A 25,744-nucleotide genomic window follows, 5' to 3' on the forward strand; every position below is an offset into this window, starting at 1 on the left:
GTCATGGTCTCGTGTGCCGTCGGCTATGTCGGCGCTTGTGCCGCACAGGCAGATGTGCAAGCTGTCGCGGGTGGCTGTGAGGCAACAGGGCGTCACTGGTCAGGGGGATCGAGGGCCCGGCCACGCCGGCCTTGCCGCAACCGTCGGTGGCGCCAGAGCCGCTGCGATTGTTCGCCTGCCAGTTGGCGACGACTAAGGGGTACGAGGTAGATCAGCCATGGGGCCCGGCCAAGTCCGTCGCGGGGGAGTGAGCTTTCAGGGCCTCTACGAAGGTGGCGAAGGCTCCGGTGGGGAAGGACAGGGCGGCCCTGGCCGGAGCTTTGGAGTCGCGTATGAATACGAGGGTTGGGGAGTCCGCGATCTCCACGCAGTCATTGCCGTCGCCGGGGCCCGAGTAGGACGACTTGCGCCAGTAGCTGGGGTCGGTCATCGGGCGCCTCACAGTTCCTTCGCCAGTCTGTGGATGAAGTCACGGGACTGGGCGGGGTCGAGTGATACAGCCTCCACTCTACGGAAGAGCGTTCGAAAGGCGACGAGTTGCGCGTCTGCGTCGATGAACGCCGTGCCGTGCGGTGCGTCTCGAACCACCGTGTCGAGCTTGGACACAGCACCGCCCGCGTATTTCATCGTGCTGGTGGCTCCCGCGAAGCCGTCTAGATCGAACGGGATGACGCGAAGAGTGATGTGTTCAGCTTCGGAAAGCTCCAGGAGGCGGGAAAGCTGAGTCCGGGAAGCGTCGCGGTCGCTGACTCTGATCCGCAGCGCTGTCTCGTGGATCACTGCTTCGTACGGGACTGGGGCAGGTCCTTCGAGGATCACCTTGCGCTGCATGCGGTGACGAACGCGCAACTCAAGGTCTTCTTGCGGCAGTTCAGGCACCCTGAAGGAGTAGACCGCACGGGCGTAGCCCTCCGTTTGAAGCAAACCGGGGATGTACGGCAGCGCGACCTCTTGCAGAAAAGTGGCGTGGTGCTCCAACTCGGCGAGGTCGAGGAACGACGCGGGCAGCAGCTTCCGGTACTCCTCCCACCAGCCGCGAGTCCGGTCGGTTGCCATTGTTGCGAGGGCATCGATGAACGCGTTGTCCGTGCAGGCGTAATGGGCCGCAAGTCGGCGCAGCCGTTGCTCGCTCACCCCTGCGAGTCCGGATTCGATCTGACTCATCTGGACGGAGCTGGCAGCGAGCAGACTCGCAGCCTCGGTTGCCTTGAGCCCCGCGGCCTCGCGCAGCCTCCGCAGTTCGGCGCCCAGGCGAACCTGACGAGCCGTGGGGTGCCGTCTCACTGGCACGGGCGTCCTTCTTCCTTCAACGGCCCTGGCAGGGCGACCCATTCGGGGTCAGAATACGCGATCGGCTTGCAGCGTCAGAAATTTATGACATACCGTCGGTGACGTAACACACACGCTGCGGAAGCGCACCGCGCCGTCCTGCCACGACGGCTGCGGCAATGCCACCGCCTGCCTCGCCACCCCTCTCAAACCGAATGGAGCTGACGCATGCCCGAAAATGTGGACGCGCCTTGGGAATACTGCCTCTACATCCCCAACGACACGCGCGCCGTGACCATCAGTCGCCGCACCTTCCGCCTCATCCTCACCATGCACGGCCTGATCCGGCTGGTCGACACCGCTGAACTCCTCGCGACGGAGCTGATCTCCAACGCCGTACGCCACACCAAGGGCCCGGCCGCATTGCGCGTGCGCTGGTCCGCGGGCGTGCTGCGGATCGGGGCCTGGGACGCTGACCCGCAACCGCCGGAGCCGCCCGTACCGCTGGAGCAGGTGGGCGAGGCGGAGGACGGGCGTGGGCTGGGGCTGGTCAGAGCGTGCGCCGACCTGTGGGGGTGGCAGCCGCTGACTAGAGACGGCAACCGAGGGAAGGTCGTGTGGTGCGAGTTGGGCGCCGCATAAGCCGCTCCGGCGGTGCTTGGCAGATGTGCTCCACGGCCAGGGGGTTATCCGAAGGCCTGAGACAGATCTGCCGATCACTGTCCGCCGCATCCGAAGGGGCCGCCGTGCGCCGCACCCTGGAGCACGAGCATTACGGGAGTTGCATTCGGTGCCGGCCGGGAGCGACCGCTTCCGGGTGGCGCTGGAGCGCCGCCCGGGTTTACGCGATCAGTTGTAGAAGGCTGTCTACGGCAATACCCTGCCTACAGAGAAGTCGCCGATGACAAGGTTTTGAGCACGTCCTGCAGGAACCTCGGCAGGATGCCGAAATGCACACACGGCTCCGGAGGGCGGTTGCCATCTGGGCAGGACTGCAGGTCACGAGCCTGGCGGTTTTATATCCGGTGGTGCCGGTCCACGAATGGTCCACGTCTGCGGAGCGCCGCATAAGGAGCTCAGCACTGATCTGGCCGGGGTATACCCCGTGCACCGGTGCCACGATTGGCTGCCGTGCGCGGCCGCGTCCCCGCAGACCTACATGATCACGGAAGCCGTGCTTGCCTCTGCGTCCTGGCCATCACCGGGCATGCCCGTCAAAACGCAAGGCTCCTAGCTTGTGATGGGGCAGGTTCTCACTGCACTTCGCGACCTGTAGTGGCAACCGCTTCGGATCGATAGGAACCTTCTTCAGCTGCGCTCGCTATCAGACGCCACTGCGGTGCTGAACGGGAGCCCCTGCATAACTCTCTCCATGTGACTCCAATCGGGTGTTCCGACGTCGGTCATCGGCAGGCGAATGATGGTCTTCTTCATGCGAGAGAGATTCCACTTATACCCGTAGGTGAATCGATAGCGTTCATATCTGATCACTGCTGCAACGAACAGTAGTGCCCAGCGGGATACATCTTGCTTCGGAATTAGCACCTGCACGTCATCGGAAGCAAAGAATGGCTGGTCTTGATAGAAGGCCACGCCGACAGAGTTGCCGTTGTAAGGAACTGTCAGGCAATGCCCCTGGAAAGTAGGATCAAGATCACACAGGTCGGTGATCCCGTTGTTGTATTCGGAAGCTCCGATGAAGCGAGTAGTTCCGGGGCCCCGATCGGCCGCCGTGACACGCTTGCCCTTCTTAATGTCGAAGAGGCTTCCAAGCTCAAACTGACCCCAAGTTTCCGTGTTTGAGAACTGCCTCGCTGACGCGGCGGCAGACTGAGCGCTCTTCAAGGTCAGCATCGCGTCGTCGAGGATAACCTTCTCAAGGATGAGGGGATCTAGCCCTGAGTAGTCCGTCTCCATATACGCCTCGGCCACCCACTCATCACCTGGGCCGACCTTTTGCATAACAGACTCGCCGGCATGAACTTCGCGGTTCCTGAACATCTCAACCCAGTGGTCCCGCAGTTTCGGCCAGGCCTGGTGCTTATCTACGCGCCCGAGATTCTTCACCTTGACAAATCGGTCATCGCGCCAGTATCCGAACCAGGTTTTCTTGTTTGCGGTGGCGTGAGGAATGCCGGCGGTGAACACGAGAATGCACGTGATTACCCCTACGGGGTGGAACAACTCCGGCGGCATGCTCATCACCGCCTCCAGTGTGTGCTTCTTCATTAGATTTGCTTTGTGCTCGGACTTGAGGGTCGCGCACGAAACCGGGACAATTGCAATCCCGGTCCCACCCTTCTCCAAGTTGTCGAGCATGTGCTCGACAAATCGTAGTTCGTGGAGATCTTCCTTGGATTTGGCGTAGGGGGGATTGATCATCCCGATGTTCGCGCGATGGGATTTAATCTCCTTCGAGATGGCGACATCGAAGCATGATCCTTGGTATATGTTCGCTTTTCCGTCTCCGCGAAGAATCATGTTCGAAGTGGCCAGTGCGTACATAGTCGCCTGCTGCTCAATGCCGATCAGCCGCTCCTTCTTCACTGACTCCACTTCTGCATCCGTCGTGGCTGTGCGGATCATCTGCATCATTGCAGAGATGAGGAATCCACCCGTGCCGGCGCAGATGTCAAGGACCTTGTCATCCTTGGTCACGTTTGCCAGCAAGGAGAATAGTTCGGTGACGTGTCGGGGTGTAAGAACGATGCCCAGTCCTTTACCGTCGCCTCCCGTGTACTTCAGAAACTCGCCATAGAATGCTCCGACCACGTCGAAGTCGTGATAAACGTTAATAAACGGCATTACTCGATCGGCGAGCAGCGTCACGATCTCGCTGAGAAGTCCCTTTGGGTAACCCTTGGTCGGCTTGCGCAGTTCCGGGTGTACTTGAATGTTAGTGAACGGCTGCGTCATGTTCTCGATCTTTGGGACCGGGAGCTTAGCTGCTCGCACTACCTTCTGGATGGACTGCATCCAAAATTCGGGAAGATCTGTGGCGGGATACTCGGCGTAGGTCTTTGCGAACACGGGATCATTTAGTGCAATGAGAGTACCTGCAACGGCAAGGGGTTTCTCTTTTTCTTCGAGTTCGGCCTCGTCGCGCATGAATTCATGCATCTCCATCGAGAACGCGATGAGGTCGTGCGTGCGTTGCTGCTGCACGTTTGGGTCGAAGGACGCTGCGGCCATTAGGTCGTCCAATCCGACCCATTCGGTAATAGGAGCGCCCGTAGGTGACACTAGAGGCTTTGCGGAAGTTGCCCCCTTGGGAAGTACAAAGAACGAGTGTTTGTTGGTGTGCCTATTGCCTGAGACGGCTACCGCGATGACTGTGTAATTGGGGGAGAGATATCGTGCGTAGTGCAGAACGCCGTCTACTGCGTATTGGGCGGGAAGGTCGTGCTTCGCAGATTCATGGTTTCTCACATCTGCCTTGCACTCGACAACCACGACCATGTCGGGTGTGGCCGGTGCGGTGATAATAAACTCAGGGTAGCCCGCGCCTCCCTTGCCGGTCTTCGATGCTTTCGACAAGGCGGTTCGAATTGCGTGTACAGTTGATTGTTGCTTTTCGATCACGACGGCGTCCTCGTCGTCGTAGTAGCCCAGCGCTCGCAGCCTGGCTTCGACCATGTCCTCAGTGATGCGCTCGTTCGCCATCGGCCGTGCTGCTCCTGATCGATCGTCCTGCCCGGTCACGTCCGTGGCGATCCTATGTCGTGTCGTAGACCGGTAATGAGGGTCAGGGCTTGATCAGGTTCCGGGAGTGTCGAGGTTCTTGAGCAGACCGATGGCGAGGTTGCGGAAGGTGGCCATGACGCCAAAGGCCTTGCGTGTTGACGAGTTGCCCGATGCGGTATGTCTTGTAACCGTTTCTTGCGGGCCTGACCGACCCGCGTGACCGTCGTGGCCGGCGCTTCCCGCTGACGGCTCTCGTTGCTGCCGCGGCGGCGGGTGTCCTGGCCGGAGCGCGGTCCATGATGGCGATCTCCGAGTGGATCTCGGACGCGCCTCGCTGGGTGCTGCTGGTCCTTTCGGGTGATCGCAGGTGAGGGCCTTCCCAGCGAGTGCCACATCAACGGCTGGTCAGAAGCCTTCTCCAGCCCACCGCTCACGCCAGCTCCCATCCACCTTCGACCGGCACTCGCCCGCGGCGCCCCTGCCAAAGCGGCGTATGACTGGCTCACAACGACGGATCGTCCGGTGGCCGATGTGGCAGACGCTGCGGTGTTGGAGGACGTGCTCTATCGCCTCGGCTACAAGCTGGACGGCACCCCGGCGGCGGGCGACACGTACAGGCGCCGCCGTCGGTCCCTGAACACCGCCCTTGAACACGCGGTGGTCGCGGGTGACCTCTCGGGTAACCCGCTTCAACGCGCCCGCCGGAAGCACGTGGGCTCCAATGACGTGGTGGACCGCCGTGTCCTCGTGAACGCCCTACAGGCCCGTCAGTTGCTTGCGGCTGTCTCCTACGTTGGCTCGTGGGATCGGTGCCGTGGGAGGCGTCTGGTGGCCTTCTGCGCGGTCCTGTACTACGCGGGCCTGCGTCCGGCTGAGGCGGTTGGACTGAAGTGTTCTGACTTGCCGTCTCCCGGACGCAGGATGGGGCACGCTGACGCTTCGGGAGACGCGTCCCGTCGCCGGGAAGCAGTGGACCGATTCCAGGGAGCGTCACGATCGCCGCGGGCTGAGAGCGCGGGAGGCCTAGAGCGACCGGCCGCTGCCTATCCCGCCTGTCCTGGTGGCGATCCTGCGGGCGCACCTGGAAGCGTTCGGCACGGCCAAGGAAGGTCGCGTGTTCGGAAACGAGCGTGGGGGAGTGGTCGGCTCTTCCACCTATTGGTGGGTGTGGGAAGAAGCGCGAGAGTACGCGCTCCCACCTGAGCGTGTCGACTCGCCGTTGGCCGGCCGCCCGTACGACCTGCGGCAAGCCTGCATCACGCGGTGGCTCAATGCGGGAGTCCCGATCGCCGAGGTAGCCCGGCGAGTCGGCAACTCTCCCGAGGTGATCCACCGGCGTTATCACGGCTGCATCGACGGTCACGAAGAGGCAGCCAACGCGAAGATCGCAAAGGCGTTGGCAGAGGACGGCGACGCGTCATAGCGCTACACGAGACGCTCCGAGGGTGCCCGAGGCTTCCGGGGCCACCCTATGGCGCTGCTAGGTCGTAGGGGGGCTCGTGGAGCCAGGTGGATCAGAGTCGGGAGCCGAAGGGATACCGGGGTTCGCTTGGTGAACCCTAGAGACTCGCCGAGCGATTACCAAAGCGTCGCTGGCCAAGCGAACGATGTACGCCGCACCGGCAATAAGGACCAACTGGGAAATAGCCGTGAGCGCGGCTAGCGCGAAGCGCATACGTCCGGAAGGCGAAACATCTACCCAGGAGAGAAAGCCAGAGGTCCCCGCCGCCAGCCCAGTCAAGATCACAACCAGGAAGGCAATGACGGTTGTCTGAAGGATGACTTCAACTAGGTGATCGCGGAGCGCTTGACGATCGTTCCGAAGCCTTCTCATGAGTCTGTCACCACGCACTGCCGTGCGGTGTTCGAGCCTACGGTCAAGCAGTCGGTCAAGGGGGCGCTTCCATAGGTCCGCCAGGACACCGAAGATCGAGCCAATGACAATGCCCAACCAGAACAGTCCATCCATCGGCGCATACTGCTTGCGCCCCAGGGACCTGACAAGCAGAAACGCCGCCGTATCCGCGAAGGTCCGTCTTCGTGCCGTAGGGAGGGGGCGTCTACCAGTCAGGCGGTGCCGCTTCTGTTGTCCCCGACCACCACAGGGCAGGTCGATCCACAGCGGGTGTATCGCAGATGGTGCGTGGACTGTGAGAGACAACGAACGAAGGCGGGAGTCAGTGAGACTGACTCCCGCCTTCTGCTGTAGGCATCCGCTCTGGTCAGCGCTGGTCTCTGCTGATACTCGGCGAGTGCCCCCGGCAGGATTCGAACCTGCGCACACGGCTCCGGAGGCCGTTGCTCTATCCCCTGAGCTACGGGGGCGTTCGCGGGGAGCTGTTCGCTCCTGGCGACGGGTAGAACACTACCAGCTCTGTCGGGGTGTTCATGAACGGGTTTCCGCAGCCGGGGGAGGGGCGGGTCGCTCGGGTGGGGTGGAAGTGGGGAAAACCCGGACGCGGTGGCCGGTCCGGACCTACTCTCGAGTTGTGCCAGGCGCGTCGGGTCGGGTGCTTGTTGTGGACGACAACAAGGTCATCCGGCAGCTGATCAGGGTCAATCTCGAGCTGGAGGGCCTCGAGGTCGTGACCGCGGCCGATGGTGCCGAGTGTCTGGAAGTCGTTCATCAGGTGCGGCCCGATGTCGTCACTCTTGACGTCGTCATGCCCCGGCTCGACGGGATACGTACCGCCGCTCGGCTGCGGGCAGATCCTCGGACGCGGGAGCTTCCGATCGCCGTCGTCAGCGCTTGTACGCAGCAGGAGGTGGAGGCCGGCCTTGATGCCGGGGTCGACGCCTTTCTTGCGAAGCCCTTCAATCCGGCTGAGCTGGTGCGGCTCGTTCTGCGGTTGGTTGACCGGGGGAGGGCTGACTCCGTGGTGGTTGAGTCCCACCAGTCCCATCAGCATCAGCAGCTGCAGTAGGCAGCCCCCTGTCCACATCCCGGACCTTCGCGCCTTATCGGCTCGCCTTCCCACCCCCCTCCTCCCCTACCCTTGTGCCGTGACTCCCGTCGAGCTCTCCCGCACCGTGCTGCGCGCCGTGCGCTGTGCCGTGGACCAGGGAGAGCTGACCGTCACCGTGCCGGAGCGGGTGCAGGTCACGCCGCCCGGGCCCGGAGGGTGCGGGGACTACGCCACCAACGTCGCGTTGCAGCTCGCCAGGCCGGCCGGGCAGCCCCCCCTCCGGGTCGCCGAGATACTGCGGCCCCATCTCGCCACCCTTGATGGTGTCGATGACGTTGTTGTCACCGGGCCTGGGTTTCTCAACATCAGCCTCCGGCCTGACGTCGACCCCACCGCCGACCTCGTGCGGGAGATCCGCGACTGCGGCCCCGCCTACGGGCACGGCGACGCCCTCGCCGGTCAGGTCGTCACTCTGCGCGTGCCCTACGACGCCCGTGCCGAGGTCGTCGCCGACGCGCTCGTGCGGATTGTTGGCACGCAGGGTGGGAGGGTGGAGGTGTGGCATGGGGAGCCCGTCAATCTGCGGCCCGTGCCCGCCCCCGAGGACCCCGCCCCGCTCGGGCCCGACGCCGCCCAGTGGGCCCTGCTCCATCCCGCCGCGCACGACCGGCCCCGGATCACCGCCGACCACCTGGTCCAGCGTGAGGGCAATCCCCTCTTCCGCGTCCGGTACGCCCATGCCCGTACCCGGGCGCTCACCCGCAACGCCGCCCGCCTCGGGTTCACCGCCGAGCCCGGTGCGGTCGGAAACCCCGAGCTCGTCGGCGCCCTCGCCGACCATCCCCGTATCCTCGCCGCGGCCGCCATCCACCGTGCCCCGGACCGTCTCGCCCGGCACCTCGTCACCGTCGCCGATGCCGCGCTGCCCTTCCTGCTGACCGTGCTGCCGCGCGGCGACGAGAAACCCTCGGCCGCCCACCGTGCCCGGCTCGCCCTCGCCGAAGCCGCCGGGACGGTGCTGGCCGGTGGCCTGTCCCTGCTCGGCATCGACGCACCCGATCACCTCTGAGAGAGCACGCCCAAGATGAGCCGTTCCGCACACCCCGCCGGGCCCCGTCACGCCGACGTCCTCCCCGAGGGCCACTACTCCGCCCCGCCCACCGACCTCAACGCCCTCGACCCGAAGGTCTGGGCCCAGACCGTCACCCGGGACGCCGACGGGGTCGTCACCGTCGGTGGGACCAACGTCAAGGACCTCGCCGAGGAGTACGGGACCCCCGCTTACATCCTCGACGAAGCCGACTTCCGTGCCCGCGCGCGGGCGTGGCGTACCGCCTTCGGGGCCGACGCCGACGTGTTCTACGCCGGGAAGGCCTTCCTGTCCCGTGCCGTCGTGCGGTGGCTGCACGAGGAGGGGCTGAACCTCGATGTGTGCTCCGGTGGGGAGCTGGCCACCGCCCTCTCCGCCGGCATGCCCGCCGACCGCATCGCCCTCCACGGCAACAACAAGTCCGAGAGCGAGATCCGGCGGGCCATCGAGGCCGGGGTGGGCCGTATCGTCCTCGACTCGTTCCAGGAGATCGTGCGCGTCGCCCACATCGCCCAGTCGCTCGGCCGGCGGCAGCGGGTGCAGATCCGTATCACCGTGGGTGTGGAAGCGCATACTCACGAGTTCATCGCCACCGCCCACGAGGACCAGAAGTTCGGCATTCCGCTCGCTGGGGGGCAGGCCGCCGAGGCCGTGCGGCGGGCGCTGCAGCTCGACGGGCTTGAGCTCATCGGGATCCACTCCCACATCGGGTCGCAGATCTTCGACATGTCCGGGTTCGAGGTCGCCGCGCACCGCGTGGTCGGGCTGCTCAAGGACATCCGGGACGAGCACGGGGTGGAGCTCCCTGAGATCGACCTCGGTGGTGGGCTCGGGATCGCCTACACCAGCGACGACGATCCCCGCGAGCCTCACGAGATCGCCAAGGCGCTGACCGAGATCGTCACTCGCGAGTGCGAGGCCGCCCGGCTGCGGACGCCCCGTATCTCCGTCGAGCCCGGCCGTGCCATCGTCGGGCCCACCGCCTTCACGCTGTACGAGGTCGGCACCATCAAGCCCCTCGACGGGCTGCGGACGTACGTCTCCGTCGACGGCGGCATGTCCGACAACATCCGCACCGCGCTGTACGACGCCGAGTACAGCGTCGCCCTCGTCTCCCGTGTCTCCGACGCCGCGCCGATGCTCGCCCGTGTGGTCGGGAAGCACTGCGAGAGCGGGGACATCGTGGTGAAGGACGCGTTCCTGCCCGCGGACCTGGCACCCGGTGACCTCATCGCCGTACCGGCGACGGGGGCCTACTGCCGGTCCATGGCCAGCAACTACAACCACGTGCTCCGGCCGCCCGTCGTCGCCGTCAACGACGGTGAGGCGCGTGTCATCGTCCGCCGGGAGACGGAGGAGGACCTGCTGCGGCTCGACGTCGGCTGAGTACAAGGGTCACCTCAAGGGATGCCACCGCAAGGGGCACCCGGCAGCACCGTTCGCGCGGGGCCGGAAGATCTTCGGTCTTCCCCGTCCCCCGTAATGAAATAGATGTCTCACGATCCGGACATGGGGCAGAAAGTCCCGTTCGGTGAGTGAGACTGGTCCAACCGTGACGGTATGAGGAAACGAGGTCGGATGATGCGTACGCGTCCGCTGAAGGTGGCGCTGCTGGGCTGTGGGGTTGTCGGCTCAGAGGTGGCGCGCATCATGACGACGCACGCCGCCGACCTCGCCGCCCGCATCGGTGCCCCGGTGGAGCTCGCGGGCGTGGCCGTGCGGCGGCCCTCCAAGGTGCGTGAGGGCATCGACCCGGCGCTCGTCACCACCGACGCCACCGCCCTCGTCAAACGGGGTGACCTCGATGTCGTCGTCGAGGTCATCGGCGGGATCGAGCCCGCCCGGACGCTCATCACCACCGCCATCGAGCACGGTGCGTCCGTGGTCTCCGCCAACAAGGCACTCCTCGCCCAGGACGGCGCCGCCCTGCACGCGGTGGCCGAGGCGAACAACAAGGACCTCTACTACGAGGCCGCCGTCGCCGGTGCCATCCCGCTGATCCGGCCGCTGCGCGAGTCCCTCGCCGGCGACAAGGTCAACCGGGTGCTCGGGATCGTCAACGGGACGACGAACTTCATCCTCGACAAGATGGATTCGACCGGTGCCGGGTACCAGGAGGCGCTCGACGAGGCCACCGCCCTCGGGTACGCGGAGGCCGATCCGACCGCCGATGTCGAAGGGTTCGACGCCGCCGCCAAGGCCGCCATCCTCGCCGGGATCGCCTTCCACACCCGGGTCCGCCTCGACGACGTCTACCGTGAGGGCATGACCGAGGTGACGGCGGCCGACTTCGCCTCCGCCAAGGAGATGGGCTGCACCATCAAGCTGCTCGCCATCTGCGAGCGGGCGAAGGACGGCGCCTCGGTCACCGCGCGCGTGCACCCCGCCATGATCCCGCTCAGCCACCCGCTCGCCTCCGTGCGCGGCGCCTACAACGCCGTGTTCGTCGAGTCGGACGCCTCGGGGCAGCTGATGTTCTACGGTCCCGGCGCCGGCGGGGCTCCCACCGCCTCCGCCGTGCTCGGCGACCTCGTCGCCGTCTGCCGCAACCGGCTCAACGGGTCCACCGGCCCCGGCGAGTCCGCGTACGCCGCGCTGCCCGTCTCGCCCATGGGCGACGTCGTCACGCGCTACCACATCAGCCTCGACGTCGCCGACAAACCGGGTGTTCTCGCCCAGGTGGCGACCGTGTTCGCCGAGCACGGGGTGTCGATCGATACCGTTCGACAGCAGGGCAAGGACGGCGAGGCCTCCCTCGTCGTCGTCACCCACCGCGCCTCCGACGCCGCCCTGACCGGCACCGTCGAGGCGCTGCGCAAGCTCGACACCGTGCGGGGTGTCGCCAGCATCATGCGGGTTGAAGGAGAGTAACCAGCAATGACCCACCAGTGGCGCGGAATCATCGAGGAGTACCGGGACCGGCTGCCGGTATCCGACACCACGCCGGTCGTGACGCTCCGCGAGGGCGGCACGCCGCTCGTGCCCGCGCAGGTGCTCTCCGAGCGCACGGGCTGCGAGGTCCACCTGAAGGTGGAGGGCGCGAACCCCACCGGGTCCTTCAAGGACCGCGGCATGACCATGGCCATCAGCAAGGCCAAGGAGGAGGGTGCGAAGGCCGTCATCTGCGCCTCCACCGGAAACACCTCCGCCTCCGCCGCCGCGTACGCCGTGCGCGCCGGGATGGTCTCCGCGGTGCTCGTGCCGCAGGGCAAGATCGCGCTCGGCAAGATGGGGCAGGCCCTCGTGCACGGCGCGAAGATCCTCCAGGTCGACGGAAACTTCGACGACTGCCTCACCCTCGCCCGTGCGCTGAGCGACAACTACCCCGTGGCGCTGGTGAATTCGGTCAACCCGGTGCGCATCGAGGGGCAGAAGACGGCCGCCTTCGAGATCGTGGACATGCTCGGCGACGCCCCCGACATCCACGTCCTCCCGGTCGGCAACGCGGGCAACATCACCGCGTACTGGAAGGGGTACAAGGAGTACGCCGCCGACGGCGTCGCCTCCAAGACGCCCCGCATGTGGGGCTTCCAGGCCTCCGGCAGTGCCCCGATCGTGCGGGGCGAGGTCGTCAAGGACCCGTCGACCATCGCCACCGCGATCCGCATCGGCAACCCCGCCTCCTGGCAGTACGCCCTGGCGGCGCGGGACGAGTCCGGCGGCTCCATCGACGAGGTGACGGACCGTGAAATCCTGCGCGCCTACCGGCTGTTGGCCGCGCAGGAGGGTGTCTTCGTGGAGCCCGCGTCCGCCGCGTCCGTGGCCGGTCTGCTGAAGGCGGCCGAGCAGGGCAAGGTCGACCCGGGGCAGCGGATCGTGTGCACGGTCACCGGCAACGGTCTGAAGGACCCGGACTGGGCCGTCGCGGGCGCCCCGCAGCCGGTCACCGTCCCGGTCGACTCGGCCACCGCCGCCGCGCGGCTCGGCCTCGCCTGACAGCCCCTCGGCCTCGCCTGAGAGCCGTCGCCTGGGATGCGTCGGCTGGGATTCGTCGCCTGACATCCGTCGGCGCGGCATCCGCCGGCTGGGATTCGTCCCGGGCCCGGGCAACCCGGCGACCCCCCGTGGCGTCTCTTCCCTGGGGACTCCCCAGGGAGGGGGCACAGGAGGTTCACGACACGCATCGTGCGCCTCCTGTGCGCCCTATGTCGCCACAGAACCTTCCTTCGATAGGCTGTACTGAACCCGCCCACTGCATATGCCTCGCATATGGCAGGGTGCCGCGCCGTCTGTGCGGCCCTGAGGGGCTCAGGTACGTATCGAATGTCATTCGACCATCACGCAGCTCAAGGAGAGTCATCGAGCGATGGCCGGTCCAGCGTTCCGCGCCGCCGCCGTCCGGGTGCGCGTCCCCGCCACCAGCGCCAACCTCGGCCCGGGCTTCGACGCCCTCGGCCTCGCGCTGGGGCTCTACGACGACGTCGTCGTCCGGGTGGCCGACTCAGGGCTGCACATCGACATCGCGGGTGAGGGCAGCGAGACGCTCCCGCGTGACGAGAGCCACCTTCTCGTCCGCTCCCTGCGCACCGCCTTCGACCTGCTCGGCGGCCAGCCGCGCGGCCTGGAGATCGTGTGCGCCAACCGCATTCCGCACGGCCGCGGCCTCGGCTCCTCCTCCGCCGCCATCTGCGCCGGCATCGTCGCCGCACGGGCGGTGACCATAGGCGGCGAGGCCAGGCTCGACGACACGGCGCTGCTCGAGCTGGCCACCGAGATCGAGGGGCACCCCGACAACGTCGCGGCGTGTCTGCTCGGCGGCTTCACGCTCTCCTGGATGGAGGCCGGCGCCGCACGGGCGATCAGGATGGAGCCCAACGATTCCATCGTTCCGGTGGTTTTCGTGCCCGGAAAGCCGGTACTGACAGAGACGGCGCGCGGTCTGCTGCCGCGCACCGTGCCGCACGTCGACGCCGCCGTCAACGCGGGCCGCGCCGCACTGCTCGTCGAGGCCCTGACCAGGCGCCCCGAGCTGCTGTTGCCGGCCACCGAGGACCGTCTGCACCAGGAGTACCGCGCCCCGGCGATGCCGGAGAGCGCGGCGCTGGTGGAGCGGCTGCGGGAGGACGGGATCCCGGCGGTGATCTCGGGCGCCGGGCCCACCGTCATGGCGCTGGCCGACGTGGACACCGCCGACAAGGTGGAAAAGCTGGCGGGCCCGGGGTGGGCCGCCAACCGGCTGAACCTGGATGTCCAGGGAGCGAGCGTGCTGCCGCTTGCGACCTGACACACGGTTGCCGGATTTGGAGAGGGGGAATGTTTGTTGGATCCGGTAGTGTTAATCTCAAGTCTGCACCCGACCCCACCATGGCGAGGTGCTTCGTGTCCCCGTCCGGGACAGACATTCTTCCGGGAGCCCCCCAAGCCACTCAGTGTTCCGTAGGTCGTACCTGGTCAGTACGTCGTACTCACGCACTGAGCGGGCCGCTGGGCACGCTCCGGAATCGGTGCTACCCCACCACGTGACACTGAGTGCCACGATTCGAGGAAGCGCCATCACCAGATATCTCTTCCGCCGTTTAGGCGGACCACCGCCCCGGCTTGGTTCACAGAGACAGAACCGAAGCCGGACAGCACAAACGGTCGCCGAGCCAGACAGGCCGACGTCCGCTCCAGGGAAGGACCCTTCGTGAGCGACACCACCGATCTGATGGGCGCACGTGTCGAGGAGACCGCTGCCGCGCCCTCCACGGACGCCTCCGCGCCTGCCACCGGTGCCGGCTCCCGGCGGCGCCGTGGTACCGGCCTCGAGGGCATGGTGCTGGCCGAGCTGCAGCAGGTCGCATCCGGCCTCGGCATCAGGGGCACCGCGCGTATGCGCAAGAGCCAGCTGATCGAGGTCATCAAGGAGGCGCAGGCAGGCGGCGGCGCCGCCCCGGCCGCCAAGGCCGAAGCCCCCGCCGAGACCAAGCCGAAGCGCCGGGCCACCTCCAAGGCCCGTACGGGCGAAGAGGCCGCCGGGAAGAAGGCCGAGAAGGCCGTCGAGGCGCCCGCCGACAAGGCCGTGGCCCAGCAGCAGATCGAGATTCCCGGCCAGCCGGCCGGGGGCAACCGCGTGAGCGAAGCCGAGCGTGGGGGAGACGACGCCCCCGTCGAGCGTCGCCGCCGCCGCGCCACCGCCGACGCGGGCGCCCCGGCGAGCAGCGGTACCGAGACGATCGCCGCCGAGGCGAAGAACGAGCCCAAGGCCGAGACGCCCGCCCAGCAGGGCCAGCAGGGCCAGTCGCAGGGCGACGCCCCCAAGGGCGACGCCGGTGACGGCGATGGCCGCGGCCGGCGCGACCGCCGCGAGCGCGGACGGGACCGCGACCGCGGGGACCGTGGCGACCGCGGTGACCGCCGTGGCGGCAAGGGCGACGACCAGCAGCAGAGCCAGGGCGGCGGCCGGCAGGACCGCCAGGACCGCCAGGACCGTCAGCAGCAGGGCCAGCAGCAGGGCGGCGGCCGGCAGGACCGCAACACCGGCCCGCAGGACGACGACGACTTCGACGGCGGACGCCGTGGCCGTCGCGGCCGCTACCGCGACCGCCGTGGCCGCCGTGGCCGCGACGAGATCGCCGAGCCGCAGGTCGCCGAGGACGACGTCCTGATCCCCGTCGCGGGCATCCTCGACATCCTGGACAACTACGCCTTCATCCGTACGTCGGGCTACCTGCCGGGTCCGAACGACGTCTACGTCTCCCTCGCCCAGGTCCGCAAGAACGGCCTGCGCAAGGGTGACCACGTCACCGGCGCGGTCCGCCAGCCCAAGGAAGGCGAGCGGCGCGAGAAGTTCAACGCGCTGGTCCGCCTGGACTCCGTCAACGGCATGGCGCCCGAACACGGCCGCGGCCGCCCGGAGTTCAACAAGCTGACCCCGCTCTACCCGCAGGACCGCCTCCGCCTGGAGACGGACCCGGGCGTGCTGACCACCCGCATCATCGACCTCGTCGCGCCGATCGGTAAGGGCCAGCGCGGTCTGATCGTGGCCCCGCCGAAGACCGGCAAGACCATGATCATGCAGGCGATCGCCAACGCGATCACCCACAACAACCCCGAGTGCCACCTGATGGTCGTCCTCGTCGACGAGCGTCCGGAAGAGGTCACCGACATGCAGCGGTCGGTCAAGGGCGAGGTCATCTCCTCGACCTTCGACCGCCCGGCCGAGGACCACACCACGGTCGCCGAGCTCGCCATCGAGCGCGCCAAGCGCCTGGTGGAGCTGGGCCACGACGTGGTCGTGCTGCTCGACTCGATCACCCGTCTGGGCCGTGCCTACAACCTGGCCGCGCCCGCCTCGGGCCGCATCCTGTCCGGTGGTGTCGACTCGACCGCCCTGTACCCGCCGAAGCGGTTCTTCGGTGCGGCGCGGAACATCGAGGACGGCGGCTCGCTGACCATCCTCGCCACCGCCCTGGTGGACACCGGGTCCCGCATGGACGAGGTGATCTTCGAGGAGTTCAAGGGCACGGGTAACGCCGAGCTGAAGCTCGACCGCAAGCTTGCCGACAAGCGCATCTTCCCGGCGGTGGACGTGGACGCGTCCGGTACCCGTAAGGAAGAGATCCTGCTCGGGAACGAGGAGCTGGCGGTCGTCTGGAAGCTGCGGCGGGTGCTGCACGCGCTTGACCAGCAGCAGGCCATCGAGCTGCTGCTCGACAAGATGAAGCAGACGAAGTCGAACGTCGAGTTCCTGATGCAGATCCAGAAGACGACGCCTACGCCTGGCAATGGTGACTAGTCGCCGTTGAGGTGACTGTGTCTCGTCGGCTGCGGGTTGTCCGTGGCTTGTCGCGCCCACGCGGCGGAGCCGCAGATCGACACAGCCCCGCGCCCCTGTCGGGGCGCTTGAGGCCGCCCCCCGTCACAACAGTGACGGGGGGCGGCCTTTTGGCGCTGAGTAGGGCGGGGCGCATCATGCGTCCCTTCCATCTCATGCATCCCTGGGGAACCCTTGAGCACAGCCCTGCCCCGCGGCGGTCGGCACAGACGTCGGGTACGTTTCGGCCTTCCGCTCGCCGCCGCCGGTGTCGCCGCGGCCGTCGCCGCCGCGCTGATGACCTCGTCCGCCGGCGCGGCCATCACACCGCCGACGCCGACGGTCAAACCCGCCGTCAGCTCGCCCTCGCTCAGCGAGCTGAAGAAGCGCGTCGCGGGCGCCCTCGCCGGTGACGACACCGCCGGACAGACGACACGGAAGTCGTCCCTGAGCGCGAGCACGAGCGGCGGCACCAGCACGAACACCGCCACCGTCGACCCGAAGATCATCGGCGGTACCGACACCACCATCACGTCGGCACCGTGGATGGCCCAGCTCTGGTACTACGACGACAAGGGCACCAGCGACACCAGCGACGACATCGGCTTCTTCTGCGGCGGTTCGGTCGTCGCGCCGACGAAGATCCTCACCGCCGCGCACTGCGTCAAGGGCTACGACTGGCACGCCCACGGCGCCGTCATCACCGGCACCTCACAGCTCGCCGGCGACGACGGCTCGGGCGGCACCGACCTGCACGGCGGTACGGCCACCGGCGTCTGGCGGCAGTGGAACCACCCGTCGTACGACTCGGCCACCATCGACAACGACCTCGCCGTCCTCACCCTGCCGGTCGCCGTCAAGGCCACGCCGATCCGCATGACGACCTCCGGTGACACGGCCTCGTACACCGCGGGCAAGAGCGCCACGCTCTACGGCTGGGGCCGCACCAGCTCCGGCAGCCAGGACATCTCCGACACGCTGAAGACGGCCACCCTGCCCATCCAGTCGGACAGCACCTGCGCCGGCTACTACGGCACGGACTTCGTCAAGGGCCACATGGTCTGCGCGGGCAAGCCCGCCACCGGCAGCGACACCGGCACCACCTCCGCCTGCAACGGCGACTCCGGCGGACCGCTGATCGTGGGCGGCCGGATCGTGGGCGTCGTCTCCTGGGGCGTGCAGGACTGTGTCGAGAAGGGCGCCTACAGCGTCTTCACCAAGGTCAGCACCTACGTCGGCGCCGCCTACCCGCGCGTCGACGACACCAACCTCAGCGGCGACCACAAGGCCGACCTGTGGGTGCGCAGCTCCTCCGCCAAGACCGGCTACGAGAAGGACTCCACCGGCAGCGCGTTCGGCGCCCGCCAGTCCTGGGGCGACTGGGACGGCGTCAACGTCGTCCTGCAGGCCGATCTCGACCGCGACGGCTACCAGGACCTGATCACCCGCGAAAGCGCCTCCGGTGCCGTCTTCTGGACGCACTACGTCACCTCCAGCGGCTCCTGGGCCATGAAGCAAATCTTCGACAACTGGAAGACCCGCACGCGGATCATCGCCCCCGGCGACCTCACCGGCGACTACCTGCCCGACCTGCTCTCCGTGGACTCCGCCGGCACCTTGTGGCTCTACCCCGGCAAGGGCGACGGCAGCTTCTCCGCGCGCGTGCAGGTGAGCACGGGCTGGAACCAGTACAACTCGGTACGCGGCCACGGCGACTTCACCGGCGACGGCAAGGCCGACCTGCTCGCGCGCCAGAGCAGCACCGGCGACCTCTACCTGTACAAGGGCACCGGCAAGTCCGGCTCCGGGGCGTTCTCCAGCCGGATCAAGGTGCGCAGCGCCTGGACCGGTTACAACGCCTTCGACGCGGTCGGCGACGTCGACGGCGACGGCAAGGCCGACTTCCTCACCCGTACGCCCGGCGGCACGCTCTACCTGTACAAGGGCACCGGGAAGGCGACCAGCGAGATTTTCGCCACAAGAGTCTCCGTCGGTACCGGTTTCGACCAGTACGACATCTTCGGATGAACCCGCAGGTGAGACGGGGCTGATCCGCTCGCCCGACTACGGACCGTGCCCACCGTCGTACACGGTGGGCACGGTCCGTTGTGCAACCCTTTTCCGGGTTTCCCCGTCTGACCCGGTGGAGTGACCATGGTGCGGTAAGGGTGCCGCGACACCAGGTCTGTTCCTGAAAACAGGGGGTAACCGACCGGACGAGAATTCGAGGAGCGCATGTCTGCCGAGAGCACGCCGGAGCCCGCCATAACCGAGCCCGGTACCAGAGGCCGCCGCCGAGCCAAGGGGCGCCGCCGCAAGGCCCCCAGCGGGCGCCGCAAGGCCCTGCTGGTCACCGCCTGGACCGCGGCGGGCGTCTTCGTGGTGGGCGGCACCGGGCTCGGATACGTGTACTTCAAGCTCAACGGCAACATCAAGAGCGTCGACATCAACCAGGCGCTCGGCAACGACCGGCCGGCCAAGGCCGACAACGGCTCCGAGAACATCCTGGTCCTCGGCTCGGACACCCGCTCCGGCTCCAACCGCAAGCTCGGCGGCGGCACCGACGACGGCAGCGCCCGCTCCGACACGGCGATGATCGTGCACATCTACAAGGGCCACAAGAAGGCCGCCGTCGTCTCCATGCCGCGCGACACCCTCATCAACCGCCCCGAGTGCACCGACACCAAGGGCAGGACCCACCCCGCCGCCAAGGCGGTCATGTTCAACGAGGCGTACTCCACCGGCGGCGCCGCCTGCACCGTGAAGACCGTCGAGTCCCTCACCGGACTGCGCATGGACCACTACCTCGAGGTCGACTTCGCCGGCTTCCAGAAGCTCATCGACGAGCTCGGCGGCGTCAAGGTGCACACCACCAAGAACATCGACGACCCGCAGAGCCACCTCGACCTCAAGGCCGGCACGCACCAGCTCACCGGCAAGCAGGCCCTCGGCCTCGTGCGCACCCGGCACGGCGTCGGCGACGGCTCGGACCTCGGCCGCATCCAGCTCCAGCAGGCCTTCGTCAAGGCCCTGGTCAACCAGGTCAAGGAGATCGGCGTCTTCACCAACCCGAAGAAGCTGTTCGACCTCGCGAACACGGCGACCAAGACCGTCACCGCCGACTCCGAGCTGGGCTCCGTGAACTCCCTCACCGACTTCGCGAACGGCCTGAAGGGCATCAGCTCCTCGCAGATGCACATGGTCACGATGCCGGTCCAGTACGACCCCACGAACCCCAACCGCGTCCTCATCCAGCGGACCAAGGCCCAGCAGGTCTGGACGGCCCTCAAGAACGACAGACCCATCCCGGCGAGCGCCACCAAGGACGCCGCCAAGGGCGAGGCCAACGGCGTGGTGACTTCGTCGTAGGCGCCCGCTGCAGGCGCCCCGAAGGGGCGCGGGGCTGTATCGATATGCGGCTCCGCCGCGTGGGCGCGACCAGCCACGAACAACCTGCACCCGCCAACGGCGACAAACCGGCACCCCCTCCCGCGCGAACCCCCCTGCTACCCCCCAGGGAATAGAAACCCCGAGCCCCCGGTTTGGGAGGATGGCCCCAGTCCTGGCAGACTGGTACGTCGGCTCCGGTTCACGCCCCCGCACCCCGCGGAGCGACCCGGCGCCCTCCCGAAACCTAGGAGACACCTTGAAGCGCGACATCCACCCCGCGTACGTCGAGACGCAGGTCAGCTGCACCTGCGGCGCGTCGTTCACCACCCGCAGCACCATCGAGTCCGGCACCATCCGGGCCGAGGTCTGCTCCGAGTGCCACCCGTTCTACACGGGCAAGCAGAAGATCCTCGACACCGGTGGCCGTGTGGCCCGCTTCGAGGCCCGCTTCGGCAAGGCCGCCGGCTCCAAGAAGTAGCGAGCGCCGATTCGCCGGTCCACGGCCGCGGCCCCTCCCCGGAGGGCGTCGCGCCGGGACCGGCGTTTTTGGTCGCCCGCCAGCCCTTCACCCGCAGTACAGGAGCCCCAAGATGTTCGAGGCCGTCGAGGAACTCGTCGCCGAGCACGCCGACCTGGAGAAGAAGCTCGCCGACCCGTCGGTCCACTCCGACCAGGCCAACGCGCGCAAGCTGAACAAGCGCTACGCCGAGCTCACCCCGATCGTCGCCACGTACCGCTCCTGGAAGCAGACGGGCGACGACGTCGAGACCGCGCGTGAATTCGCCGCCGACGACCCCGACTTCGCGGCCGAGGTCAAGGAGTTGGAGAAGCAGCGCGAGGAACTCACCGAGAAGCTGCGCCTGCTGCTCGTCCCGCGCGACCCCAGCGACGACAAGGACGTCATCCTGGAGATCAAGGCGGGCGCGGGCGGCGACGAGTCCGCCCTGTTCGCCGGCGACCTGCTGCGCATGTACCTGCGCTACGCCGAGCGCGTCGGCTGGAAGACCGAGATCATCGACGCCACCGAGTCCGAACTCGGCGGCTACAAGGACGTCCAGGTCGCGGTGAAGACCAAGGGCGGCCAGGGGGCCACCGAGCCCGGGCAGGGCGTGTGGGCCCGGCTGAAGTACGAGGGCGGGGTGCACCGCGTGCAGCGGGTGCCCGCGACCGAGTCCCAGGGCCGTATCCACACCTCCGCCGCCGGTGTCCTCGTCACCCCGGAGGCCGAGGAGGTGGACGTGGAGATCAATCCCAACGACCTCCGCATCGACGTCTACCGCTCCTCCGGACCCGGCGGCCAGTCCGTGAACACCACCGACTCCGCGGTGCGCATCACGCACATCCCGACCGGAGTCGTCGCCTCCTGCCAGAACGAGAAGAGCCAGCTCCAGAACAAGGAGCAGGCACTGCGTATCCTGCGCTCCAGGCTGCTCGCCGCGGCGCAGGAGGAGGCGGAGAGGGAGGCCGCCGACGCCCGCCGCAGCCAGGTCCGCACCGTCGACCGCTCCGAGAAGATCCGCACCTACAACTTCCCGGAGAACCGCATCTCCGACCACCGCGTCGGCTTCAAGGCGTACAACCTGGACCAGGTCCTGGACGGCGACCTCGACGCGGTGATCCAGGCCTGCGTCGACGCGGACTCGGCGGCGAAGCTCGCGGCCGCGTAGGACACGTAAGCCGCGTACGCAGGCCACGCAGATCACGCAGGCCACGCACAGACGAAGTACCGAGTACCGGAGGACGAGCGTGCAGCAAGAATTTGGGGGGCGGCCCCCAAGCCCCCGCAGCGTGCTGCTCGCGGAGGTGGCACAGGCCACCCAGCGGCTGGCCGACGCCGGCGTGCCCTCGCCGCGCACCGACGCCGAGGAACTCGCCGCGTTCGTGCACGGCGTGAAGCGGGGCCAGCTCCACTCCGTGAAGGACTCCGACTTCGACGCCCGCTACTGGGAGGTCATCGCCCGGCGCGAGCAGCGCGAGCCGCTGCAGCACATCACCGGGCGGGCCTACTTCCGCTACCTCGAACTGCAGGTCGGGCCAGGGGTGTTCGTGCCCCGGCCGGAGACCGAGTCCGTGGTCGGCTGGGCCATAGACGCGGTGCGCGCCATGGACGTCGTCGAGCCCTGCATCGTGGACCTGTGCACCGGCTCCGGCGCCATCGCGCTCGCCCTCGCCCAGGAGGTGCCGCGCTCCCGTGTGCACGCCGTGGAGCTGTCCGAGGAAGCCCTCCAGTGGACCCGGAAGAACATGGAGGGGTCCAGGGTCGACCTGCGCCAGGGCAACGCCCTGGACGCCTTCCCCGACCTCGACGGCCAGGTCGACCTGGTCATCTCCAACCCTCCGTACATCCCGCTCACCGAATGGGAGTACGTGGCCCCCGAGGCCCGCGACTACGACCCCGATCTCGCGTTGTTCTCCGGGGAGGACGGTCTCGACCTCATCCGCGGCCTGGAACGCACGGCACACCGGCTGCTGCGCCCCGGCGGAGTCGTCGTCATCGAGCACGCCGACACCCAGGGCGGCCAGGTGCCCTGGATCTTCACCGAGGAACGGGGCTGGGCCGACGCGGCCGACCACCCCGACCTCAACAACCGCCCCCGGTTCGCGACGGCCCGCAAGGCGCTGCCGTGACCACCAGCACTTCCCACCCGCAGCAGTACGTGTACGAGGAGGCCCGTTAGACATGGCACGGCGATACGACACCAACGACGCGACCGACCGCGCGACGGGTCTGCGCGAGGCCGCCTCCGCCGTCCGCCGGGGCGAGCTCGTGGTGCTGCCCACCGACACCGTGTACGGCATCGGCGCGGACGCGTTCTCCTCGCAGGCGGTGGCCGACCTGCTCGACGCCAAGGGGCGGGGCCGCAACATGCCCACGCCCGTGCTGATCGGCTCCCCGAACACGCTCCACGGTCTCGTCACCGACTTCTCCGAGCTGGCCTGGGAGCTGGTCGACGCGTTCTGGCCGGGCGCCCTCACGCTCGTCGCCAAGCACCAGCCGTCCCTGCAGTGGGACCTGGGGGACACCCGTGGCACCGTCGCCGTGCGCATGCCGCTGCACCCGGTCGCCATCGAACTGCTCAACGACGTCGGCCCGATGGCCGTGTCGTCGGCGAACCTCACGGGTCACCCGGCGCCGGAGAACTGCGACGCGGCCCAGGAGATGCTCGGCGACTCCGTCTCCGTCTACCTCGACGGCGGCCCGACCCCCGGCAACGTGCCGTCGTCCATCGTGGACGTCACCGGTGAGGTGCCGCTGCTGCTGCGCGAGGGCGCGATCTCGCCGGACGAGCTGCGGAAGGTCGTACCCGACCTCGAGGTGGCGAATTGACGGCCCCTGACGCGGGGCGTGGCATAGGCGGCGGTCGCTACAGCGCGGAGGAGACGACGACGTTCGGGTTTCCGCGCGACAGCTTCCGCATCCTCCACGTCAGCACAGGCAACGTGTGCCGCTCGCCGATCACCGAGCGGCTGACCCGCCATTTCGTCGCGGAGCGGCTCGGGGTCCTGGGCCGCGGGCTGATCGTGGAGAGCGCGGGCACCTGGGGCCACGAGGGGGCGCCCATGGAGGCCAACGCGGAGGCGGTGCTGGCCGACTTCGGCGCGGACGCCTCCGGCTTCGTGGGGCGGGAGCTGCTGGACGAGCATGTGATCATGGCGGACCTGGTGCTGACCGCTACGCGGGACCACCGGGCCCAGGTGATCTCCATGGGGCACTCGGCCGGTCTGCGCACGTTCACGCTGAAGGAGTTCACCCGTCTGGTGCGGGCGATAGACCCGGCGACGCTGCCTCCGCTGGAGGACGGGCTGGTGACGCGGGCGCGGGCGCTGGTGCGGGCGGCTGCGGCGTTGCGGGGGTGGTTGCTGGCGCCCACCGCCGAGGCGGACGAGGTGTACGACCCTTACGGGGCGCCGCTGCCGTTCTTCCGGTCGGTGGGGGACGAGATACATGAGGCGCTGGACCCGGTGGTGACCGCGCTGACCGGGGTGGCGGCCCGGGCGTAGCGGCTGCCTGCCGGGTTGGCGGCGTGGTCTCGCCCCCGCCGCCCCTACCCTTCCCGTCCCCAGGGGCTCCGCCCCTTCGACCCCACCGGGGGGCTGCGCCCCCTGGGCCCCCGCGGGGCTGCGCCCCTGTACCCCCTGCGGGGCTCCGCCCCTGCACCCCGCCGGGGCTTCGCCCCGGACCCCATCGGCCTGAACGGCCTCGTCCTCAAACGCCGGACGGGCTGCAATCCTGGGGCCGGACGGGCTGGTGGCCGCCGGGCGGGGTGTTCGTCTCGGGCCTACATTGGTCTCACGTCACCGTCGACCGCCCGGAGGGCGCCATGTCGGTCAGTCATACCCTCGAGGCCGATGTCCTGCGGCGGCAGGATCCCGAGCTGGCCGGGATTCTGCTGGGGGAGCTGGAGCGGCAGTCGACGACGTTGCAGCTGGTGGCGGCGGAGAACTTCACGTCGGCGGCGGTGCTGGCCGCGCTCGGGTCGCCGCTCGCCAACAAGTACGCGGAGGGGTATCCGGGCGCCCGTCACCACGGCGGGTGCGAGATCGTCGATGTCGCCGAGCGCCTCGCGGTGGAGCGGGCCAAGACACTGTTCGGGGCCGCGCACGCCAACGTGCAGGCGCACTCGGGATCGTCGGCCGTGCTCGCCGCCTACGCCGCGCTGCTGCGGCCCGGCGACACCGTCCTCGCCCTCGGCCTGGCCCACGGCGGCCATCTCACCCACGGCTCGCCCGCCAACTTCTCCGGCCGCTGGTTCGACTTCGTCGGGTACGGGGTGGACGCGGAGACCGGGCTCATCGATCAGGAACAGGTGCGCAGCCTCGCCGGCACGCACCGGCCCAAGGCGATCGTGTGCGGGTCCATCGCCTACCCGCGCCACATCGACTACGCCTTCTTCCGCGAGGTCGCCGACGAGGTCGGGGCCTATCTCATCGCCGACGCCGCGCACCCCATCGGGCTCGTCGCCGGGAACGCGGCGCCCAGCCCGGTGCCGTACGCCGACATCGTGTGCGCCACCACCCACAAGGTGCTGCGCGGCCCGCGCGGCGGGATGCTCCTGTGCGGCGCCGAACTGGCCGAGCGCGTGGACCGGGCCGTGTTCCCGTTCACCCAGGGCGGTGCCCAGATGCACACCATCGCCGCCAAGGCCGTCGCGTTCGGCGAGGCGGCGACAGAGGCCTTCACCGCGTACGCCCACCAGGTGGTCGCCAACGCACGGGTGCTGGCCGCCGGGCTCGCCGCCGAGGGCCTCGTAGTGACCACCGGCGGCACCGACACCCACCTGATCACCGCCGACCCGGGCCCGCTCGGCGTCGACGGGCGCACCGCGCGGGGCCGGCTGGCCGCCGCCGGGCTGGTCCTGGACTGCTGTGTGCTGCCGCACGGCGACGCACGCGGCCTGCGCCTGGGCACGGCCGCGGTGACCACGCAGGGGATGGGGGAGCCGGAGATGGCGCGGATCGCGAAGCTGGTCGCCGGTGTGCTGCGAGGTGAGACGGATCCCACGGCGGCCCGGGACGAGGTGCGCGAACTGGCGGGCACGTTCCCCCCGTATCCGGGCAGTATCCCCGCCGAACGCGGGTAGGCGCACCCGGGTGGAAACCGATGTGCGGCAAGCACACAGCCACACGTGCAACCATCGTCGCTACCCGTCAGTCCCCACAGATATGCGC

Annotated in this window: 21 protein-coding genes and 1 tRNA gene; 18 read left to right on the plus strand and 4 right to left on the minus strand. The window is 68.2% G+C overall.

Annotated features, from left to right (window positions below):
* Window positions 1-211: 211 nt before the first annotated feature.
* Together ACFYZQ_RS24990 and ACFYZQ_RS24995 are read right to left on the minus strand one after the other, a co-directional pair.
* Complete coding sequence (locus ACFYZQ_RS24990) at window positions 212-430, minus strand: DUF397 domain-containing protein (protein ID WP_389151669.1); 219 nt, start codon at window positions 428-430, stop codon at window positions 212-214.
* Window positions 431-438: 8 nt separating this feature from the next.
* The gene (locus ACFYZQ_RS24995; RefSeq protein WP_389151672.1) at window positions 439-1,290 is read right to left on the minus strand and encodes a helix-turn-helix domain-containing protein; all 852 of its coding nucleotides are present in this window, start codon (window positions 1,288-1,290) and stop codon (window positions 439-441) included.
* A gap of 207 nt (window positions 1,291-1,497) precedes the next feature.
* Between ACFYZQ_RS24995 and ACFYZQ_RS25000 the strand changes: the two genes are divergently transcribed.
* The gene (locus ACFYZQ_RS25000; RefSeq protein ID WP_389151674.1) at window positions 1,498-1,911 is read left to right on the plus strand and encodes an ATP-binding protein; all 414 of its coding nucleotides are present in this window, start codon (window positions 1,498-1,500) and stop codon (window positions 1,909-1,911) included.
* 666 nt (window positions 1,912-2,577) lie between these two features.
* Here the strand turns inward: ACFYZQ_RS25000 and ACFYZQ_RS25005 are convergent.
* Window positions 2,578-4,932 (minus strand): N-6 DNA methylase, encoded by a 2,355-nt coding sequence (locus ACFYZQ_RS25005; RefSeq protein ID WP_389151675.1) that lies wholly within the window; start codon window positions 4,930-4,932, stop codon window positions 2,578-2,580.
* Window positions 4,933-5,195: 263 nt separating this feature from the next.
* On the opposite strand from ACFYZQ_RS25005, the gene ACFYZQ_RS25010 reads away from it, so the two are divergent.
* Window positions 5,196-5,324, plus strand: a complete 129-nt coding sequence (locus tag ACFYZQ_RS25010) for a hypothetical protein (protein WP_389152240.1) — start codon at window positions 5,196-5,198, stop codon at window positions 5,322-5,324.
* Window positions 5,325-6,013: 689 nt separating this feature from the next.
* Complete coding sequence (locus ACFYZQ_RS25015) at window positions 6,014-6,376, plus strand: hypothetical protein (RefSeq protein ID WP_389151678.1); 363 nt, start codon at window positions 6,014-6,016, stop codon at window positions 6,374-6,376.
* A gap of 830 nt (window positions 6,377-7,206) precedes the next feature.
* Here the strand turns inward: ACFYZQ_RS25015 and ACFYZQ_RS25020 are convergent.
* A tRNA-Arg gene (locus ACFYZQ_RS25020) sits at window positions 7,207-7,278 on the minus strand.
* 116 nt (window positions 7,279-7,394) lie between these two features.
* On the opposite strand from ACFYZQ_RS25020, the gene ACFYZQ_RS25025 reads away from it, so the two are divergent.
* The 15 genes from ACFYZQ_RS25025 (at window position 7,395) to glyA (ending at window position 25,656) form a co-directional block, all read left to right on the plus strand.
* Window positions 7,395-7,877 carry a response regulator gene (locus ACFYZQ_RS25025; protein ID WP_389151680.1) on the plus strand — a complete coding sequence of 161 codons (483 nt, stop codon included), beginning with the start codon at window positions 7,395-7,397 and terminating at the stop codon, window positions 7,875-7,877.
* Between the two features lie 79 nt (window positions 7,878-7,956).
* On the plus strand, window positions 7,957-8,928 hold the full coding sequence (nrtL, locus tag ACFYZQ_RS25030; protein ID WP_389151682.1) for an ArgS-related anticodon-binding protein NrtL: 972 nt from the start codon (window positions 7,957-7,959) through the stop codon (window positions 8,926-8,928).
* 15 nt (window positions 8,929-8,943) lie between these two features.
* Window positions 8,944-10,335, plus strand: coding sequence for a diaminopimelate decarboxylase (gene lysA, locus ACFYZQ_RS25035; RefSeq protein WP_389151685.1), 1,392 nt, complete (start codon window positions 8,944-8,946; stop codon window positions 10,333-10,335).
* Window positions 10,336-10,527: 192 nt separating this feature from the next.
* On the plus strand, window positions 10,528-11,820 hold the full coding sequence (locus ACFYZQ_RS25040; protein WP_389151688.1) for a homoserine dehydrogenase: 1,293 nt from the start codon (window positions 10,528-10,530) through the stop codon (window positions 11,818-11,820).
* Window positions 11,821-11,826: 6 nt separating this feature from the next.
* Window positions 11,827-12,885: a threonine synthase gene (gene thrC / locus ACFYZQ_RS25045; protein ID WP_389151691.1), complete on the plus strand. Its 1,059-nt coding sequence runs from the start codon at window positions 11,827-11,829 to the stop codon at window positions 12,883-12,885.
* A gap of 370 nt (window positions 12,886-13,255) precedes the next feature.
* On the plus strand, window positions 13,256-14,173 hold the full coding sequence (gene thrB, locus ACFYZQ_RS25050; RefSeq protein WP_389151694.1) for a homoserine kinase: 918 nt from the start codon (window positions 13,256-13,258) through the stop codon (window positions 14,171-14,173).
* 402 nt (window positions 14,174-14,575) lie between these two features.
* Window positions 14,576-16,666: a transcription termination factor Rho gene (gene rho / locus ACFYZQ_RS25055; RefSeq protein WP_389151697.1), complete on the plus strand. Its 2,091-nt coding sequence runs from the start codon at window positions 14,576-14,578 to the stop codon at window positions 16,664-16,666.
* Window positions 16,667-16,981: 315 nt separating this feature from the next.
* Window positions 16,982-18,712: a trypsin-like serine protease gene (locus ACFYZQ_RS25060; RefSeq protein WP_389152243.1), complete on the plus strand. Its 1,731-nt coding sequence runs from the start codon at window positions 16,982-16,984 to the stop codon at window positions 18,710-18,712.
* A 207-nt stretch (window positions 18,713-18,919) separates the two neighbouring features.
* Window positions 18,920-20,053 (plus strand): LCP family protein, encoded by a 1,134-nt coding sequence (locus ACFYZQ_RS25065; RefSeq protein ID WP_389151700.1) that lies wholly within the window; start codon window positions 18,920-18,922, stop codon window positions 20,051-20,053.
* Between the two features lie 277 nt (window positions 20,054-20,330).
* Entirely contained in the window at window positions 20,331-20,552 is a 222-nt protein-coding gene (gene rpmE / locus ACFYZQ_RS25070) for a 50S ribosomal protein L31 (protein WP_030740744.1), read from the plus strand.
* A 112-nt stretch (window positions 20,553-20,664) separates the two neighbouring features.
* On the plus strand, window positions 20,665-21,741 hold the full coding sequence (prfA, locus tag ACFYZQ_RS25075) for a peptide chain release factor 1 (RefSeq protein WP_389151703.1): 1,077 nt from the start codon (window positions 20,665-20,667) through the stop codon (window positions 21,739-21,741).
* Between the two features lie 121 nt (window positions 21,742-21,862).
* Complete coding sequence (gene prmC / locus ACFYZQ_RS25080) at window positions 21,863-22,702, plus strand: peptide chain release factor N(5)-glutamine methyltransferase (protein ID WP_388801968.1); 840 nt, start codon at window positions 21,863-21,865, stop codon at window positions 22,700-22,702.
* Between the two features lie 52 nt (window positions 22,703-22,754).
* Window positions 22,755-23,402, plus strand: coding sequence for an L-threonylcarbamoyladenylate synthase (locus tag ACFYZQ_RS25085; protein ID WP_389151706.1), 648 nt, complete (start codon window positions 22,755-22,757; stop codon window positions 23,400-23,402).
* On the plus strand, window positions 23,399-24,076 hold the full coding sequence (locus ACFYZQ_RS25090; protein WP_388801974.1) for a protein-tyrosine-phosphatase: 678 nt from the start codon (window positions 23,399-23,401) through the stop codon (window positions 24,074-24,076). The genes ACFYZQ_RS25085 and ACFYZQ_RS25090 overlap by 4 nt, the downstream gene beginning before the upstream one ends.
* 320 nt (window positions 24,077-24,396) lie before the next feature.
* Window positions 24,397-25,656 (plus strand): serine hydroxymethyltransferase, encoded by a 1,260-nt coding sequence (glyA, locus tag ACFYZQ_RS25095; RefSeq protein ID WP_389151709.1) that lies wholly within the window; start codon window positions 24,397-24,399, stop codon window positions 25,654-25,656.
* The last annotated feature ends 88 nt before the right edge of the window (window positions 25,657-25,744 follow it).

The sequence above is a fragment of the Streptomyces sp. NPDC001843 genome, from assembly GCF_042891955.1.
GTDB lineage: Bacteria > Actinomycetota > Actinomycetes > Streptomycetales > Streptomycetaceae > Streptomyces.

Excerpts from the sequence above, each read along its gene's own strand:
- prfA (WP_389151703.1), top strand. The coding sequence starts at position 20,665 with ATGTTCGAGGCCGTCGAGGAACTCGTCGCCGAGCACGCCGACCTGGAG.
- ACFYZQ_RS25065 (WP_389151700.1), top strand. The coding sequence starts at position 18,920 with ATGTCTGCCGAGAGCACGCCGGAGCCCGCCATAACCGAGCCCGGTACC.
- ACFYZQ_RS25060 (WP_389152243.1), top strand. The coding sequence starts at position 16,982 with ATGACCTCGTCCGCCGGCGCGGCCATCACACCGCCGACGCCGACGGTC.
- ACFYZQ_RS25005 (WP_389151675.1), bottom strand. The coding sequence starts at position 4,932 with ATGGCGAACGAGCGCATCACTGAGGACATGGTCGAAGCCAGGCTGCGA.
- thrB (WP_389151694.1), top strand. The coding sequence starts at position 13,256 with ATGGCCGGTCCAGCGTTCCGCGCCGCCGCCGTCCGGGTGCGCGTCCCC.
- glyA (WP_389151709.1), top strand. The coding sequence starts at position 24,397 with ATGTCGGTCAGTCATACCCTCGAGGCCGATGTCCTGCGGCGGCAGGAT.
- thrC (WP_389151691.1), top strand. The coding sequence starts at position 11,827 with ATGACCCACCAGTGGCGCGGAATCATCGAGGAGTACCGGGACCGGCTG.
- lysA (WP_389151685.1), top strand. The coding sequence starts at position 8,944 with ATGAGCCGTTCCGCACACCCCGCCGGGCCCCGTCACGCCGACGTCCTC.
- ACFYZQ_RS25085 (WP_389151706.1), top strand. The coding sequence starts at position 22,755 with ATGGCACGGCGATACGACACCAACGACGCGACCGACCGCGCGACGGGT.
- ACFYZQ_RS24990 (WP_389151669.1), bottom strand. The coding sequence starts at position 430 with ATGACCGACCCCAGCTACTGGCGCAAGTCGTCCTACTCGGGCCCCGGC.
- ACFYZQ_RS25040 (WP_389151688.1), top strand. The coding sequence starts at position 10,528 with ATGATGCGTACGCGTCCGCTGAAGGTGGCGCTGCTGGGCTGTGGGGTT.
- ACFYZQ_RS25000 (WP_389151674.1), top strand. The coding sequence starts at position 1,498 with ATGCCCGAAAATGTGGACGCGCCTTGGGAATACTGCCTCTACATCCCC.